Genomic DNA, 16446 nt, shown 5'->3' with positions numbered 1-16446 from the left:
CAAAATTTATTGGAATCGACTATCTTGCAAAGATGGGAAAATCATCCCAAAACTACCTATGCTGAAAAGGCTTATAAATTCACTCATCCCCAACTATTCTAGACTTACGAACTGGGCGGTATTTTCAATTTTTGCCCTGGTTTCGATATTCATCCGGTTGCCATTTTTTTTTCGCGACTACATTGATCGCGACGAAAGTACCTTTATCTTAATGGGGCAATCGTGGGTCGATGGCCATTTGCCTTACACCGAGTTATGGGATTTAAAACCTCCTATTACCTTTCTTGTCTTCGCGGGCATTATTTACCTATTTGGCAAGAGTTTCGTCGCAATTCGGCTTATCGGTGCGCTAATCGTGGCCGTCACGGCATTCTTCTCCTATAAGATCGGTCGAAGGATCGGTTCAAAAAAAATAGGGTTTTGGGCCGGAATAATGTGTGTACTACTACAAAGCTTGTTCGGAAGTATTCAAGGGGTCATGTCTGAACATATCTGCATGGTATTTTTCATACCGGCACTCTATCTTTTGATTAAATCGGCCAAATTCCCCTATTTTCTTTTTTCGGGATTGCTAATGGGCCTGGCCATTATGACCAAATTGAATATTGCCTACGCCGTATTTTTGGTCGGCCTTTATCTGGTTTATTCATGCTACGCAAAAAAACATTTTACAAGTGCATTATTGAATCTTTTGTCATTTGGAGTGGGAATCATAGGTGTTATTATTCTGACCGTTCTCCCTTACCATCTTTTGGGTCGAGCGGATATTTGGTGGAAATCGGTCGTTCTGGCCGCTTTGGAATATGCCGGTGCACGAAGAAGCTCATTCTTATCTTTGGCCCCTACTTTTTTGATCTTGGCAAGTCTTGTTTTTCTAGCCTGGAAGAAGAATTATTTGAACATCAAGAATAAAAATGTCCAAATTTTGCTGGTCGCCATATTGGGTGTGTTGTTCTCGTTTTACAAAGCAGGGCGTATCAACAGTCATTACCTAATACAATTATATCCTATTTTGGTCATTCTGGTGGCCTTAATAGGAAGTCGAATCAAGATTCTTCAAAAATACGATTATAGACCCTATGTTTTCTGTTTATTGGTACTGCTTCCGATGGAGAGCTATCTCGAATACACCAATATTCTCCAAAATAGAATTAACAATGGCACTTTCTTCAATGGGGAAGGAATTGCGGTTCCCCAATATCTCAAATCAAAAAATCTGGAAACAAAAAATGTACTGTTTTTTGAATTTCATATTGGATATTGGTCGTTGGGAACAAAGCCGCCCACAATGGCAGCCACCCATCCGAGTAATATTTGTAGAAGTGAGCTTTTTCCTTATATTGATAATCCCAGGGCCACGGGAGTCGAAGAACTTGAATATATCATGGAGAAAATCCGGCCAAAAATTGTGGTTACCCGAAAGAACAGATTGATTTTCGATAAAAAACTTGAGGACGAAAATCAATATATCGATGCTTATCTAGAGAAAAATTATAATATTTTGGCAGAGGTTGAGGGCGCCGAAATTCGCCAACGCTTAGAGTGAGAGCAATACGGGTCTAAATACATTCGCATATTTCTTTACCACTTCTTTATCGATTTTTGTCTCTTCGTCAATGCGCCCCAAAACAGGTGCTCCGGCCTTCTTGGTGATTATACTTTCGGTCATGACATTCTCTTTTCCATTGAAGAGTATAGCAATCTCGTACCCGCGCTGTTGTAAAGATTCGATGGTCAAAAGCGTATGGTTGATACTGCCTAAATAGTGTCTTGAAACCACTATTACCTTGTAATTGGGCATGATGATATCCATAATCGTATCATGGTCGTTGAGAGGTACGAGCAATCCCCCCGAACCTTCGATGACCAAATGGTTCTCGGTCTCGGGTTCCCGCAACTTATCAAGTTCTATGGTTATATTGTCGATTTTGGCAGCCGCATGCGGACTCATTGCGCTTTTTAGTTCATAGCTACTTTTGTGTATTACGGTTTTTTTACTTGAAACCAACTTCTTCACTGTATGGCTATCCGATTTATCTAAATCTCCGGCCTGTATCGGTTTCCAATAATCGGCCTCCAAAGCCTCGGCAATTATAGCGGCCGTGACCGTTTTACCCACCTCAGTCGATATACCCGTTACAAAAAATCGTTTCATCTGTTTATTTTTATTGTTCTTAATAGGTCAGGCCAGCCAAATGGCAGATAGTTGCAATTCGCCAATAAGAATCTCGGTTACTACTCACCCACAGCGGGAATATGGCCCACCTCATCTATTTGAAGATTTTTACTTTGTTCTAAATAAATCAAATAAAAACTTTTCAATTAGATCAACCGCTATGCTTTCTTTTAGTAATAATTCCACATTTCAGGCACCTGTACTTTCTACTTTCAAAAAAAGGGAAAAGTCTATAGAAAATTCCCTTCCCGTTATAATATACTTCAGATTTTGATGCCCTGCAATTCGGGCAAATGATCGGATTTCCATCATCGTCAACTGCATAGGCCCTGATCTCATTATATATTTCAACAGCCCTGTCTTTGTCACTTGAATACACTTGTAATTTCACGCCCCCAATGGCGGAGCTTATCAATGGGTCGGAATTCAACGTGTTCTCGTCCCTAAGGAATACCGGTATCCCCTCAGACTCCAATTTTCCCTTTATGATTTGCACATCGGCGGGAAATTCAAAACTTCCCAAGGTATAAAAAGTAGTTTCCATCCAATTTAAAGATACTTTTTTAAAAGTTGAAGTACCCAAGTAATTTCTCCTTCCGTATTGAAGCTATGCAAACAAAATCGTAATCGTTCTTGACCCTCGGGCACTGTTGGCGCGAGAATCGCCTTGATATCAAACCCCTCGTCACCAAGTTTCCTCGAAACGCACCTTACCTTTTCATTTCCGGGTATCACACACGATTGAATGGGCGAATCGCTCGGAACAAAAAATGGGTCAAGCTCCAAAGTCTTTAGCTTTTGTTTGAAATAACTAATGTTCTCTAGAAGTCTTTGTTGCTCTTCTTCAGCTGAATCCAAAAATTGATAGGCCGAAACAATTGTTGCCAAGGTATGGGGGGTAAGCCCAGTAGTATAGATAAAACTTCTTGAGAAATTGACCAGATAATCAATGAGTTCTACACTTCCCAAAATAGCCGCGCCGTGACTTCCCAAGGCCTTCCCAAAAGTTGCGATTCTGGCAAAGACCTCACCATGCAAGTTCAAATGTTGGACCAGACCGGCCCCTTTATTGCCCATCACCCCTGTCGCGTGGGCTTCATCGACGATCAGATGATAATTATTGTTTGCGCATAGGTTGACCAAAGCACTTAAATCAGGCGAATCGCCATCCATTGAAAAAACCGATTCGGTAACAATATAGACTTCGCCTGAGGTCTCTTTGATGCTTCGGTTCCTTTCAACACAAGAAATCAAATCATCAATGCTATTATGGTCAAATTTATAACTCTTCGCATTTCCCAATTTAATGCCATCGCGAATACTGGCATGAACAAGTTCGTCATAGAAAACCACATCTTCTCGCTTAGGTACTGTACTGAAAAAGCCAATATTTGCATCATAGCCCGAATTGAACACCAAGGCACTTTCGGCTTTATGAAATTGGGCCAAATCTTTTTCTAGCCTACCGTACAACCGATGATTGCCCGACAACAACCTTGACCCTGTTGAACCATTTTGAGATATTCCTTCTTTTAACAGCAATTGAAAGGTCTTGGCGAAAAGTGCTTCATTTCTTGCAAAACCCAGATAGTCATTGGAGGAAAAATCAACTTTGTTATCGTTTCCGGCAAGTGAGCGCAAAGCACCTTCCGTCTCTCTTTTTAAAAGTTTTTTTCGGAGTTTTTCGGGAAAATCGACCATACCGCAAATGTAGTATTTCCTTCATTTAAATAGTATATTCGTTTGTATAATACAATTCAAGTAATGAAGGCCAAATTCTTTTTATTCCCGTTAATGTTGATTACTTCATTGGGTATTTCACAAACCAATGCCTATGAAATCTCATTTGAGAACGCCATTCATCACGAAGCTAAAATCAGGGCAACCTTCCCTAACGTAAGTTCAGATACGCTTACGGTGCGCATGGCACGTTCATCGCCCGGACGATATGCGATCCATGAATTTGCCAAGAACGTCTATGCATTTAAAGCAACCGATGGAATGGGCAATCCATTGAAAATAACACGCCACGATCCCTATTCCTGGAAATTATCCGACCATGACGGAACGATCAAAATCAACTATACGCTTTTTGCCAATCGCGGCGATGGCACATACTCCCAAATCGACGAGACACACGCCCATCTGAATATGCCGGCAACATTCATGTATGCCGAAAGTTTGGAAGATCGAAAAATAGAAGTCATGTTTCGATTGCGCGAAGACCTAAATTGGAAAGTCGCCACCCAACTTCCCTTGGTCTCGGGCACGACCTATTCGGCACCCCACCTTCAATATTTTATGGACAGTCCGACCGAAATCAGTGATTTCACGCTACGGGAATTTGAAGTGGATGGCCAGACGATTCAGTTGGCACTTCACCATAATGGCACCAATGAAGAAGCAGATGCTTATTTTGAAAAAGTAAAGAAAACGGTGTTTGCCGAAAAAGAGGTTTACGGCGAACTTCCTGATTTCGATTATGACAGGTACACCTTTTTGGCCTGTTATATTCCCAATGCCTCGGGCGATGGAATGGAACATAGAAATTCTACCGTTCTTACAAGCACTCGAAGTTTGGCCGATGGCGGAATGGATGGAAACATCGGTACCGTTTCACACGAGTTCTTTCATGCCTGGAACGTTGAAAGAATCCGCCCAAAAACCCTTGAACCTTTTGATTTTTCGAAAGCCAATATGAGCGGGGCCTTGTGGTTCGCCGAAGGATTTACAAGCTATTATACCGGATTGATCTTATGCCGGGCCCGACTAATGACTCCCGAAAGTTATGTCGATGGGCTGGCCGGCACCTTCAATTATGTATGGAATTCCCCGGCACGACAGTTTTTCAACCCCATCGAGATGAGTTACCAGGCTCCTTTTGTAGATGCGGCCACATCGGTCGATCCCGTTAACCGGGACAATACCTTTATTTCTTATTATTCTTACGGAAGCGTGCTGGGCCTGGCCCTTGATCTATCATTGCGTCAAAATGGACTGAACCTCGACGATTACATGAAACTGATATGGCAGAAGTACGGAAAAAAGGAAATTCCCTATACCATTGAAAATCTTCATCAAACCCTGAATGAATATGCCGGAAAACCTTTTGGTGACCGATTCTTCAATTCATTTATTTACGATAGTCAAATGCCCGATTATAAGTCGCTTTTCGAATCAGTGGGTGTTGTACTAAAACAGCATTCTGAAGTGCCTTATTTCGGAGTCGATGCAGAGCTCGATGGCGATGGCCATGGTGAAATAAAAGGCAATCCGAAAATGGGAAGCCCTGCCTACGAAGCAGGTTTGGATAAAGGGGATATATTGACCAACATCAATGGTGAAAATTTCCCTGACGGCATCGAGTTCGATGCCTTTATATCAAAGTTCAAACCAGGCGAAGTTCTCAAGGTTGATTTTAAGCGATTCGGCCTTCTAAAAAGTACGTATGTGACCTTACGACCAAGTACCATGTACACGATAGTTGCCAAGAAAAATGAAACACTTACCAAAAAGCAACGCAACGTTAGAAAGGAGTGGTTAAAGCTGAAATAGATGGACATACACTACTGTCGCGCCACTGCGGACGAGGATCTGCAAGACATATTACTACTGCAACAAAAAAATGCCTTGGGTTCACTAACCGATGAAGAAAAACTAAAGGAGGGCTTTGTAACCGTCATCCATACTTATGATTTGTTAAAGCGTATGAATGCGGATTGTCCACATATCATAGCAAAAGTCAATGATGAAGTCATAGGTTATGCCTTGTGCATGACACGAAAATTTTGCACCGATATTCCGCTACTTGCCCCGATGTTCGAAACGGCGGATATTATCCTGCCGGGAAAAAAGTATCTGGCCATGGGACAAATCTGTGTTGCCAAGGAATTTAGGGCCCAAGGTGTTTTTAGGGGCATGTATACCTATTACCGCAAAGCGCTTGAAAAAGAATACGACGGCCTTCTTACCGAAGTGGCTACAAGCAACCAACGTTCCCTGAACGCCCATTTGAGTGTAGGCTTTGAGATTCTGCAAACCCAAGTATCCGAAGGTATTTCTTGGGAATTAGTCTATTGGGATTGGAGGTAAAAATCTCTTTTTACAATATTTTATTATTGTTTTTCAATAATTAAATGGAAAAAATATATGTTCTCTTAAAATGGCTGGTTTTTGGTCTACTTTTCATAATAAGTATTCACTTTTTAGCCCTATTGGTTAAAATCACTAAGTATCTTGTTTTTAATAATATTGGTAAAAAATTTCTTCTATCAATCGATTTAGGCCAAAATTTATCTGATTCCTGGTTTATCTTCATATGCATGCTGGTTAGTTTTGTTTTAATCTATTTACTTTATTACCTGATCAAATTATCCAAGCAATTACCTTTTTTAAAAGACGAGGATTTATTCTCAAATCGAAATCTGATACTATTATTTTCAACAGGAAAGGTAATACTCGCTATTTCTTTCCTATTTTTTATGCTTGAAATTTTTCTAGAATTTTTATCCTCAATAGACACAAAAACGTTTGTAAAGGAAAATCTCTCCGGTAGAATTTGGATTGGTATCGGTATTATCTTTAAATCCTTATATCAATGGATTCCCCTATGTTTATTTGGTGTAATTATCCTGATGTTGGCGGAGCTCATCAAAAAAGGAAGTTTATTTAAGAAAGAAAACGACTTAACCATCTAAAAGTATAACTATGAAAGTGTTCGGACCAAAATCAGTATCAAGTTATTTGTACTATGTTTTCCGTTTTGGGGCCATTGGCTCCATAGTTTTGGCACTTTTTATTTTACTTTCGTTTGTTTTTGGCAATTATGAACTAAAAGATGGTCGGTTTGACATGCCTTTTCCACTGTTCCCCTACTTTGACATCAAAGGCGATTATAATACGTCAATCATAACGAGTATCACTCTCATTTTGGTTTACATTGGTGCATTTCTCTACAGTATATCCATGATTCTGAAAGCCTTCAAATCTGAGGTGCTTTTTAATTCTAATGCAATTAGAGATTTAAGAATACTTGCAATTATCAATTTGCTCGTTTTTCCAATTCTATATGTACTTATACGCACTGCGATTCTTAAGATTTCTGTGATGGATGGTGTCCATAATTTGATCCTTAGTTTAATTTTTGGCGTGTTCTTACTTTATGTTGCGGCAATCTTCAAAAGAGGGCTAAAAGTTCAAACCGAAAACGATTTAACGATATAATATGGCAATCATAGTAAACTTGGATGTGATGTTGGCCAAACGGAAAATGAAAAGCAAGCAACTCGCCGAAGCCATAGGAATTACAGAGGCCAACCTTTCCATATTAAAATCAGGAAAGGCGAAGGCAATTCGGTTTTCTACGCTCGAAGCAATCTGCAAGGAATTGGATTGTCAACCGGGAGATTTGTTGGAGTTTGAGAGTTGATGTTTTAGGAGTTGATTATAGTTCTGCACTAGATAGCAAACACCAAAAGCTAGAAAAAACAATCAAAGAAAATTCAAAAAAACAACCACACCCCAGCCAAAACAATGTTTTGTCCATCCCCTCATGGGGACAAAAAAACCCAATTCATTCGAATTGGGTCGTTACTTCATATTTTCCCTCCTTTGGAGGGGTTAGGGGGAGGCTTTTAATCTGCCAGAACAATGACTTTATTGTCCTTCATTTCGACCGTACCGCTCGAAATAGCCAAGACCGTTCTTCCCTTATCGTCTTTTGAAAACTTGTTTTCATGTTCTTCATCAATGGAAACATCTCCATCGACCTTCACATCCCCGGCCTGCAATAACGAAACAATGGGGGCGTGGTTGTTCAACATTTGAAACTCTCCGTTGATGCCCGGTACAGTGACCGATGTCACTTCACCTGAGAACAATGTAGCTTCCGGGGAAACGATTTCTAAATACATATTTTTGTGTTAGAAGTCAGAAGTCAGAAGTTAGAAGTCAGAGACTTTTAACTTAGAACTTTTAACTGTTTAGGCTTCTGCAAGCATTTTCTCTCCGGCCTCTATCGCCTCTTCGATCGTTCCCTTTAAGTTAAAGGCCGATTCGGGCAAACGATCGAGTTCGCCATCCATAATCATGTTAAACCCTTTAATGGTCTCCTTGATATCTACCAATACACCAGGAATACCCGTAAATTGTTCCGCAACATGGAAAGGCTGCGATAAGAAACGCTGTACACGCCTTGCCCGGCCTACCGCCAATTTATCTTCTTCAGAAAGTTCTTCCATTCCCAATATGGCAATGATATCCTGTAGTTCTTTATAACGTTGCAACAACTCTTTTACGCGTTGGGCACAGTCGTAATGATCTTTTCCTAAAATTTCCGGGGTCAGAATGCGCGACGTAGAATCCAAAGGATCTACCGCTGGATAAATACCCAACTCGGCTATCTTTCTTGAAAGTACGGTAGTTGCATCCAAGTGGGCAAAAGTTGTTGCCGGTGCAGGATCCGTCAAGTCATCCGCAGGTACGTAAACCGCTTGAACCGATGTAATCGAACCTCTTTTTGTCGAGGTAATGCGCTCTTGCATGGCCCCCATTTCGGTAGCCAAAGTAGGTTGGTACCCCACCGCTGAAGGCATACGCCCTAAAAGTGCGGATACCTCGGATCCAGCTTGGGTAAAACGGAAAATATTGTCTACGAAGAAAAGTACGTCTTTACCTTGACCTTCTCCTGCCCCGTCACGAAAGTATTCGGCTATAGTCAAACCTGATAATGCCACACGCGCACGTGCTCCAGGAGGTTCGTTCATCTGACCGAAAACGAAAGTAGCCTTTGACTCTTTCATTGCTTTCTTATCGACTTTGGTCAAATCCCATCCGCCTTCTTCCATTGAGTGCAAGAAATCATCTCCATACTTTATAATACCTGACTCCAACATCTCGCGCAAAAGGTCGTTTCCTTCACGGGTGCGCTCCCCTACTCCTGCAAAAACCGAAAGTCCGCCATGGCCTTTGGCAATGTTGTTGATCAATTCTTGGATCAATACCGTTTTACCAACTCCCGCACCACCGAACAAACCAATCTTACCTCCCTTGGCATACGGTTCAATCAAATCTATGACCTTGATTCCCGTGAACAACACTTCGGTAGATGTCGAAAGATCTTCGAATTTTGGTGCCTCCCTGTGTATGGGAAGTCCGTCTTTACCTGTCTTTGGCAAATCGCCCAAACCATCTATGGCATCACCTATCACGTTAAAAAGACGCCCGTATACATCATCGCCGATCGGCATTTGAATAGCGGCCCCTGTTGCAAGAACCTTGGTTCCTCGACTCAACCCATCGGTAGAATCCATTGAAATGGTCCTAACTGTATTCTCGCCAGTATGCGATTGTACTTCAAGAACCAATTTTGAACCATCCTTGTTGACTATTTCCAATGAATCGTAAATCTTTGGAAGGTCATCGCCAGACTCGAACTCGACATCGACTACCGGGCCTATGATCTGTGCAACTTTGCCTGTGACTTTTGACATTACGTACTTGTTTAGTAATTAGCATTTCCTTGTACTGAAAAACAACTACAAATTACCTATGTTTTTCAGGCTGCAAAGATATAGTTTTACCTTTTGATTAAAAACTGATTTCGTTTCTTTTTTACGCATAAAGAAACGCCTTCGATTCGAAGGCGTTTTAAACAATAAGAATAGTTTTGTCAGTACTATTTAATCGATATACAATCCTGTGTAGTCCACAGGGTTTACCGAAGGGATGGTCGACCCGTACTTTGCGTTGATCAAACCGATCATTTGATTGGCAATAACGGCATTACCCCTTGGAGACGGATGGATACCGTCCAACGAAAAAGTTCCTCCGGTAACATAATCAGCAGTCATAAATGCACTGCCCGCCTGAAAACCTGTACTGGCCACTTCGTTAAAAAAAGTGTTCACATCGAAGAATGCCAAATCATTTTGGCCGGCCAAATCAGCTATCGTGGCATTAAACTCATTGGTCGCGGCAGCTATTTCTTCTTGTTCACTGGGCAATAAGACCCACTTATCTTCCAAAGGCAATGTTATACCCTCAACTGCAAACTGACCGGCCAATTCTGGCGTCAAACCCTGTGTCTGCAAAAAGGCCATCACATCGGTATTGACCGTGCCGATAACGTTACTGCTTGTCAATACCAATAAGTCGTTTTCACTGGCCTGCCGGGTCTGGCCATAAACTGTTCCCAAAAGATTGGCCACTATCGGTGCGGCTTGTGCCGGCAAACCGAATTGCTGTACAAATAGCGGGAACTCCGGGCTTTGATTCAAAACCGCCTCGATCTGGGCGGAGACGTCAACTAGGGACTCGTCATGTATTACAACTGCACTTGCCGCCGTTTGTGAAAAAGTAATCGATCTTTCGGGCATACCAAGAAAGGCATATACTTGGTTCAACTGACCGAATATTCCATTTAACGTTGGTATTTGAGGGCCAAAATCAGGATTGGTAGGATCCAAAGGCGCATAGGGCACCGTTGTAAAATATGGAGCATCGGTTACATTCGGAATATTCGCAATAATTCCCTTGGCGCCTCCCGAGGTTATCGTCTGGACCAAAGTGGTCATGGCAAAATCAAAAGTAGCCTTGTCTGTTATTGGGTCGCTGCCGTCACCTCCGCTAGTGGCGTATCCCAAAACGTCATTGTTGCCAATCCACAAAGAGAAAAATGTAGGACCCTTGGCCATGGCATCACCAATTACGGTCGCATCGGGTGAAGAAGCCATGCGAACAAAATATGGATTGGCCGCCACAGGGAAATTTGAGAGACTACCGTACCCCGGAGCCAATAGGTGAAAACTCTTTGCACCCGGTACGCCCATATTATTATATGGCCCTGTACTTATATTCATAATATCGGTTGATGGCGAACCACTTGCAAAAACAGGCACCTGATTTGATATGTCAAAAATTCGTCTGGGACCGGCAATTTGCTGTCCGCCCAAAAGTAGGCCGCCAACATCGTCGTTCATCAAAGGCTGTGTAAACTCGCCTCCCCCTGCCAAAGAAAACTGTTGCGCCATAATATTAGAAAATGATACGGCCTGCCCTTTCGCGAACAATGCGCCATCAGAATACCCGGCAGTCAACGAATTGCCGACCGCTACAAATGATGAAAAATCGGCACTGCCACTTGAAAATGTAGGCGTTGGCCCAACAACAGGGGCGTTCTCCTCAATATAGGGTATGGCCAATACATTATCGTCATTGGAACTACATCCTATTGCAAGAGCCGCAATAATAAATGAAATATATAATGATCTAGTTTTCATTTTCTTCAATTTTTTAGTTATTAATGATCCATGAGAGGTAATAAATAGACCCAATGGTTCCGGTACCAGGAGCACTAACATATTCTTCGCCGAAGATATTCGACCCCCCTAATTTGAATACAGATTTAATGCTCGGCACACTATAATTGATCTGTGCATCCACGAGGTTTCTCGACGGTATGTATCCATCGGCAAAAGAAGCCTCCCATAAGTACCAATCATTCCATCTCCAATTTACATTAAACCCAAAATTTTTGAAAAGTGCGGCGTTGCCAAAAGACGCCTTTACCTTATGTTCCGGTGTATTGAAGCTAGGCTCAAACCCAGGCTCTGAAGCCCTATCAAAATCCATTTTAGCATAGGTATAATTGACCCCCATATCGAATCCGCCCAAGTTTGTACTTAAGCCCAGACCGGCCCCATAAGAGCTAATATCGGCCAAGGAATTCGTATAGGTCTGAAAAGGCAAAAAGTCTTCGTTCTGCAAGGCCAAAAGCGAAGCTGCATTGTCCCCGGCCTGACCATATAAAGGAACGATTACGGTTTTGTTGGAGATAAAATCTTCATACATATTATAATATCCGTTCAAATCAACGCTGAATTTTCCAATTCTGCCCCGATACCCTATCTCATAGGCCGTAATTTTTTCAGGTTTGACCAAATCTATATTTATAGCCTCTGGAGCTCCTTGTTGTACTGAAGTCAGTGAAAATGCGTTATTATAGGCTTCTCCGCCCGATACCTGCACACTTTGTCTTCCTGTAAAAGCTTGACCCTGTGTGCTTAACGGAATATTAGGAGTAGTGTATCGCCCAAGGTTATCAGGTGCCGAACCGACCAATATCGCCGCACCGGCATTTAATCCTATAAACAGATCTTGAGTGGTCGGGTTTCTAAAACCTGTTTGAAAAGACCCCCTAATATTATGTCGCTTTTCATCATCGACGGCATATACCAACGAAAGTCTTGGGGAAAAGAATCCGTCGAAAAATTCCGATTTATCATACCTGATAGAACCGGTAAACTTTAATCTATCTTCTACCCATTTCTTTTGCAGTTGCATATAAGCACCATATTCTTGATAATTGATAGGGCCGTCATTATCGGTATAAATAGTGCCCCCGGAATTCAAGGAATATTGTCTCCATGATCCCCCGACCATGATATCGGCAAAATTATTGGTCAAATGGCTAAGGTTATAATTACCGTTTACATGGTAAATTTTAGAGTTATCGATGAACTTTGCCCCACTTTCCAAATCACCATTGGAGATTACGGAATTCAACGCGCTTTGAAACTGCGCCGATCCGGGCGCATACCTACCTGCATCGGCAGCCGTTCGTGCAAAGGCATGGGCCGCCGTCTTTTGTTCGTCGGTCGGCGAAAAAATTCCTTGACCGGCCAAATATCCGACAAATCCACCCACATAGTCGGTAAACCATGCCTGATCCCCTTTCCACTGCCTGTTTACGTTAATAGCCGCAAAACGTGTATCGTAGGAGTTACCAGCTTTTTCAGAAGTGACGTAGCCGCGAACAAAAAAGTTATCGTTTCTTACTTCGAGCTTATGTTGCTGCATAAAGAAATCTCTTATGGCATAACGGTTAGCCCCTTGGTAAATGGTATTTCCACGGCCCACCTTCGAGTTGAGCACAACTTCAAAATCATTGGCCCAAGGTTTTATGTGTAGCGCAAAATCTGCTTTGAGACTGTTGCCGTCATAATCCATAAGGTCAACCTCCTCATATCCCGTTCTAGATACCCTGGCACTACCAAAATTCGTTGCTATTGGAACGGGCAGTGCTCCGGCGGCCAATTCATCAAAATCTAACGTTGTAGCCACCTCATCACCGTAGATATTCAACCCGTTATAAGCAGGATCCGTGCGGGTTCTTCCCGGCACGCCGTAATCTGTATAGTCGGTAGAATACCACTCCGTTCCCGTCAAATAAGAAACCGATGCCTTTCCGGCGACATAATCGCTAAAAGCATGGGCGGCCCTAATTCCGAAATCGTGATACTCGTTATCACCGGCATTGGAACTCGAGGTAAGCCCCGACTTACCATAAAAGCTTATACCCTGATGGTCAAAAGGATTTTTACTTGTCATGAACATGATACCATTAAAGGCATTGGCCCCGTATAACGCCGAGGATGCTCCCGGAAGCAGCTCAATGGTATTTACGTCTAGCTCAGACATACCCAAAAGATTTCCCAAATTAAAGTTCAGTGCCGGAGAGGAATTGTCCATACCATCTACCAATTGCATGAAGCGGGTGTTGGCAAAAGTGGCGAAACCCCTTGTGTTGACCGATTTAAAGGTAATACTGTTGGTATTGAGGTCGACCCCCTTCAAGTTTTCCAAACCATCATAAAATGAGGGTGACGAAGTGTTTTTTATCGTCTTGATGTCCATTCTTTCCACAGTAACCGGTGATTCAAAGATTCTTTCGGGAGTTCTGGACGCCGAGATTACAACTTCATCCAAAAAAGTGTCCACTTCGGATAACACGATGGTCACCGATAGATTGTTCGAAGTAATTTCCTCTGAGGCATCAGAATAGCCTATACTGGTTATTTTTAAAGTAAAGGGCGGATTTTCAGAAGTTTCGAGAACAAAATTCCCATCAAAATCGGAAACCGTACCGATTGCTTTTCCTTCGATAACGATGTTCGCGCCGGGCACCGCTTCGTTGTTCTGGTCGACAACAGACCCTGTCACGGTCGTTTGTGCAAATGCAAATACCCCTAGCAACAGCAGAGGAATCGAAAATACTGTTCGCATGTTATGTTTGAGTTAAATTAGTTACTAAGTGACCGGCAAGATACCTATTTTTTCAGTTCAAAAATCATAAAACAGAAAAAATTATGCATGCATAGTATATTTTTAAGAAAAAGTATGGGTCATAATTCTCGATTCCATAAAAAAACCCATGAAAACGGAATTTCACGGGCTTCTTACATGAATTAAATTATTCTTTACTCGACAGTTACCGATTTTGCCAAATTTCGTGGTTGATCGACATTGCAATTTCGCATTACCGCAATGTGATACGAAAGCAGTTGTAACGGAATGGTGGTCAACAAAGGGGTCAGGCTCTCGATGGTTTCAGGTATTTCTATCACATGGTCGGCCAGTTCTGCCACCTGTTCGTCACCTTCGTTAACGATTGCAATAATTTTTCCCTTACGTGATTTTATCTCTTGAATATTACTGACCACTTTTTCATAATGCCCCATTTTCGTCGCAATAACGAACACGGGCATTTGTTCATCGATCAAGGCAATGGGACCGTGTTTCATTTCAGCCGCAGGATAGCCTTCGGCGTGTATGTAACTGATCTCTTTTAGCTTTAACGCCCCTTCCAAAGCTACGGGAAAGTTATACCCCCGCCCGAGATAGAGGCAATTGGTGGAATCTTTATAGACCTCTGAAATAATTTCTACCAAAGGATTGGTCAACAAAGCACGCTCCACTTTCGCAGGAATGCCCTCTAGCTCTATTAAGAATTCGTGGAACTTCGATTCAGAAATTGCGCCTTTCTCTTTGGCCAATTTTAAGGCGACCAAGGTAAGAACCGTAATTTGGGTTGTAAATGCCTTGGTGGAAGCTACGCCAATCTCGGGCCCTGCATGGGTATAGGCCCCTGCATGGGTCTCTCGAGCAATGGACGAACCTACAACATTGCACACGCCGAAAACGAATGCACCTTTTTCCTTGGCCAATTTTATCGCCGCCAGTGTATCGGCCGTCTCCCCGGATTGCGAAATGGCAATGAGAACATCCTTATCGGTTATCACCGGATTACGATATCTGAACTCCGAAGCATACTCGACCTCAACAGGTACGCGTGCCAGATCTTCAAAAATATACTCGGCAACGAGGCCGGCATGCCAAGACGTGCCACAGGCAACTATAATTATTCTATTCGCATTTAAGAATTTTTCTAAATGCTGATCGATTCCCGCCATTCGGATGATTCCCTGGTCGGCCAACAATCGACCTCGATAGGTATCCAATATTGCCCTGGGCTGCTCATAGATCTCCTTGAGCATAAAGTGATCGTACCCTCCTTTTTCAATTTCTTCTAGATTCATCTTAAGTTCTAGAATATTTGGATAGGCGATGGCGTCATTTTTGATCTTTCGCAATTTGATTTCCTTGCCAAGTCGCACTATCGCCATTTCTTCGTCCTCGAGATATACCGCATTGTTGGTATATTCGATAAAAGGTGATGCGTCGGAAGCAATGAAGAACTCATTTTCCCCGATTCCGATGGCCAAAGGGCTGCCCAACTTCGCGACTACGATTTCATCGGGCTTGTTCTTGTCAAAAACAGCTATGGCATAAGCTCCGACCACTTGGTTCAGGGCAATTTGAACGGCATGGCCCAGTTTTACATCCTCGGTCTTCTTAATTTCTTCTATAAGGTTTACCAAGACTTCGGTATCGGTATCCGATTCAAAATAATAGCCCCTTTTGGTCAGCTCTTGTTTAATCGATTCGTAGTTTTCAATAATACCGTTATGGATAATTACAAGTTCTCCCGAATTGGAATAATGGGGGTGCGAATTTACATCGTTGGGAATACCATGGGTCGCCCATCGCGTGTGGCCAATGCCTAAATTTCCTTTAAGGGAAATATTTTTTTCAGACTTTTGGCGCAAATCTTCGACTTTTCCCTTAGTCTTGGCCAAATTAATATGCTCACCGTCGTATAAGGCTACCCCTGCACTATCGTAACCTCTATACTCAAGACGTTGTAACCCTTTAATTATTATTGGATAGGCATCTCGATGCCCGATATAACCAACTATTCCACACATAATTTTTCGAATCTTTTAAGGTTAGACGTATTGCTAACTACATTCAAATTTAAACGCTAATGGATCAATATGTCCAAATCATCGGATATACAACGTAGAATTTCTACGACTGGTATCCAAATACGCAAATAGTTGTTATATATACGAACAAAGTTGTGTGGATAG

Annotated in this window: 14 protein-coding genes; 6 read left to right on the top strand and 8 right to left on the bottom strand. The window is 42.3% G+C overall.

Going from position 1 to position 16446, the window contains the following annotated elements:
- Positions 1 to 58: 58 nt before the first annotated feature.
- Positions 59 to 1546: an ArnT family glycosyltransferase gene (locus tag ACEZ3G_RS07625; protein WP_432424847.1), complete on the top strand. Its 1488-nt coding sequence runs from the start codon at positions 59 to 61 to the stop codon at positions 1544 to 1546.
- Here ACEZ3G_RS07625 and bioD read toward each other — a convergent pair.
- From bioD to ACEZ3G_RS07610, 3 genes are all read right to left on the bottom strand, one after another.
- Entirely contained in the window at positions 1538 to 2155 is a 618-nt protein-coding gene (gene bioD / locus ACEZ3G_RS07620) for a dethiobiotin synthase (RefSeq protein WP_432424846.1), read from the bottom strand. The genes ACEZ3G_RS07625 and bioD overlap by 9 nt on opposite strands.
- 172 nt (positions 2156 to 2327) lie before the next feature.
- The gene (locus ACEZ3G_RS07615) at positions 2328 to 2720 is read right to left on the bottom strand and encodes a putative signal transducing protein (RefSeq protein WP_432424845.1); all 393 of its coding nucleotides are present in this window, start codon (positions 2718 to 2720) and stop codon (positions 2328 to 2330) included.
- Positions 2721 to 2725: 5 nt separating this feature from the next.
- Positions 2726 to 3877 carry an aminotransferase class I/II-fold pyridoxal phosphate-dependent enzyme gene (locus tag ACEZ3G_RS07610; RefSeq protein ID WP_432424844.1) on the bottom strand — a complete coding sequence of 384 codons (1152 nt, stop codon included), beginning with the start codon at positions 3875 to 3877 and terminating at the stop codon, positions 2726 to 2728.
- 63 nt (positions 3878 to 3940) lie between these two features.
- Between ACEZ3G_RS07610 and ACEZ3G_RS07605 the strand changes: the two genes are divergently transcribed.
- From ACEZ3G_RS07605 to ACEZ3G_RS07585, 5 genes are read left to right on the top strand one after another with little or no spacing between them, the layout of a single operon-like run.
- Positions 3941 to 5731: a M61 family metallopeptidase gene (locus tag ACEZ3G_RS07605; protein WP_432424843.1), complete on the top strand. Its 1791-nt coding sequence runs from the start codon at positions 3941 to 3943 to the stop codon at positions 5729 to 5731.
- Positions 5732 to 6268 (top strand): GNAT family N-acetyltransferase, encoded by a 537-nt coding sequence (locus ACEZ3G_RS07600; RefSeq protein ID WP_432424842.1) that lies wholly within the window; start codon positions 5732 to 5734, stop codon positions 6266 to 6268. It begins immediately after the preceding gene.
- 44 nt (positions 6269 to 6312) lie between these two features.
- Positions 6313 to 6873 carry a DUF2975 domain-containing protein gene (locus tag ACEZ3G_RS07595; RefSeq protein WP_432424841.1) on the top strand — a complete coding sequence of 187 codons (561 nt, stop codon included), beginning with the start codon at positions 6313 to 6315 and terminating at the stop codon, positions 6871 to 6873.
- A gap of 10 nt (positions 6874 to 6883) precedes the next feature.
- Positions 6884 to 7399: a DUF2975 domain-containing protein gene (locus ACEZ3G_RS07590; RefSeq protein ID WP_432424840.1), complete on the top strand. Its 516-nt coding sequence runs from the start codon at positions 6884 to 6886 to the stop codon at positions 7397 to 7399.
- A gap of 1 nt (position 7400) precedes the next feature.
- The gene (locus ACEZ3G_RS07585; protein ID WP_432424839.1) at positions 7401 to 7604 is read left to right on the top strand and encodes a helix-turn-helix domain-containing protein; all 204 of its coding nucleotides are present in this window, start codon (positions 7401 to 7403) and stop codon (positions 7602 to 7604) included.
- Positions 7605 to 7809: 205 nt separating this feature from the next.
- Here ACEZ3G_RS07585 and ACEZ3G_RS07580 read toward each other — a convergent pair whose 3' ends face one another.
- The 5 genes from ACEZ3G_RS07580 to glmS form a co-directional block, all read right to left on the bottom strand.
- Positions 7810 to 8088, bottom strand: coding sequence for a FoF1 ATP synthase subunit delta/epsilon (locus tag ACEZ3G_RS07580; protein WP_432424838.1), 279 nt, complete (start codon positions 8086 to 8088; stop codon positions 7810 to 7812).
- A gap of 69 nt (positions 8089 to 8157) precedes the next feature.
- Positions 8158 to 9666: a F0F1 ATP synthase subunit beta gene (gene atpD, locus ACEZ3G_RS07575; RefSeq protein ID WP_432424837.1), complete on the bottom strand. Its 1509-nt coding sequence runs from the start codon at positions 9664 to 9666 to the stop codon at positions 8158 to 8160.
- A gap of 189 nt (positions 9667 to 9855) precedes the next feature.
- The gene (locus ACEZ3G_RS07570; RefSeq protein WP_432424836.1) at positions 9856 to 11454 is read right to left on the bottom strand and encodes a G-D-S-L family lipolytic protein; all 1599 of its coding nucleotides are present in this window, start codon (positions 11452 to 11454) and stop codon (positions 9856 to 9858) included.
- Between the two features lie 13 nt (positions 11455 to 11467).
- Positions 11468 to 14239, bottom strand: a complete 2772-nt coding sequence (locus ACEZ3G_RS07565; protein ID WP_432424835.1) for a TonB-dependent receptor — start codon at positions 14237 to 14239, stop codon at positions 11468 to 11470.
- A gap of 194 nt (positions 14240 to 14433) precedes the next feature.
- Entirely contained in the window at positions 14434 to 16281 is a 1848-nt protein-coding gene (glmS, locus tag ACEZ3G_RS07560) for a glutamine--fructose-6-phosphate transaminase (isomerizing) (protein ID WP_432424834.1), read from the bottom strand.
- Between the last annotated feature and the right edge of the window lie 165 nt (positions 16282 to 16446).

It is taken from the genome of Meishania litoralis, assembly GCF_042611095.1.
In the GTDB taxonomy this organism is placed as follows: domain Bacteria; phylum Bacteroidota; class Bacteroidia; order Flavobacteriales; family Flavobacteriaceae; genus Meishania; species Meishania litoralis.
This window is presented reverse-complemented; position numbering and strand designations above follow the sequence as displayed.

Excerpts from the sequence above, each read along its gene's own strand:
- ACEZ3G_RS07625 (WP_432424847.1), top strand. The coding sequence starts at position 59 with ATGCTGAAAAGGCTTATAAATTCACTCATCCCCAACTATTCTAGACTT.
- bioD (WP_432424846.1), bottom strand. The coding sequence starts at position 2,155 with ATGAAACGATTTTTTGTAACGGGTATATCGACTGAGGTGGGTAAAACG.
- ACEZ3G_RS07615 (WP_432424845.1), bottom strand. The coding sequence starts at position 2,720 with ATGGAAACTACTTTTTATACCTTGGGAAGTTTTGAATTTCCCGCCGAT.
- ACEZ3G_RS07610 (WP_432424844.1), bottom strand. The coding sequence starts at position 3,877 with ATGGTCGATTTTCCCGAAAAACTCCGAAAAAAACTTTTAAAAAGAGAG.
- ACEZ3G_RS07605 (WP_432424843.1), top strand. The coding sequence starts at position 3,941 with ATGAAGGCCAAATTCTTTTTATTCCCGTTAATGTTGATTACTTCATTG.
- ACEZ3G_RS07600 (WP_432424842.1), top strand. The coding sequence starts at position 5,732 with ATGGACATACACTACTGTCGCGCCACTGCGGACGAGGATCTGCAAGAC.
- ACEZ3G_RS07595 (WP_432424841.1), top strand. The coding sequence starts at position 6,313 with ATGGAAAAAATATATGTTCTCTTAAAATGGCTGGTTTTTGGTCTACTT.
- ACEZ3G_RS07590 (WP_432424840.1), top strand. The coding sequence starts at position 6,884 with ATGAAAGTGTTCGGACCAAAATCAGTATCAAGTTATTTGTACTATGTT.
- ACEZ3G_RS07585 (WP_432424839.1), top strand. The coding sequence starts at position 7,401 with ATGGCAATCATAGTAAACTTGGATGTGATGTTGGCCAAACGGAAAATG.
- ACEZ3G_RS07580 (WP_432424838.1), bottom strand. The coding sequence starts at position 8,088 with ATGTATTTAGAAATCGTTTCCCCGGAAGCTACATTGTTCTCAGGTGAA.
- atpD (WP_432424837.1), bottom strand. The coding sequence starts at position 9,666 with ATGTCAAAAGTCACAGGCAAAGTTGCACAGATCATAGGCCCGGTAGTC.
- ACEZ3G_RS07570 (WP_432424836.1), bottom strand. The coding sequence starts at position 11,454 with ATGAAAACTAGATCATTATATATTTCATTTATTATTGCGGCTCTTGCA.
- ACEZ3G_RS07565 (WP_432424835.1), bottom strand. The coding sequence starts at position 14,239 with ATGCGAACAGTATTTTCGATTCCTCTGCTGTTGCTAGGGGTATTTGCA.
- glmS (WP_432424834.1), bottom strand. The coding sequence starts at position 16,281 with ATGTGTGGAATAGTTGGTTATATCGGGCATCGAGATGCCTATCCAATA.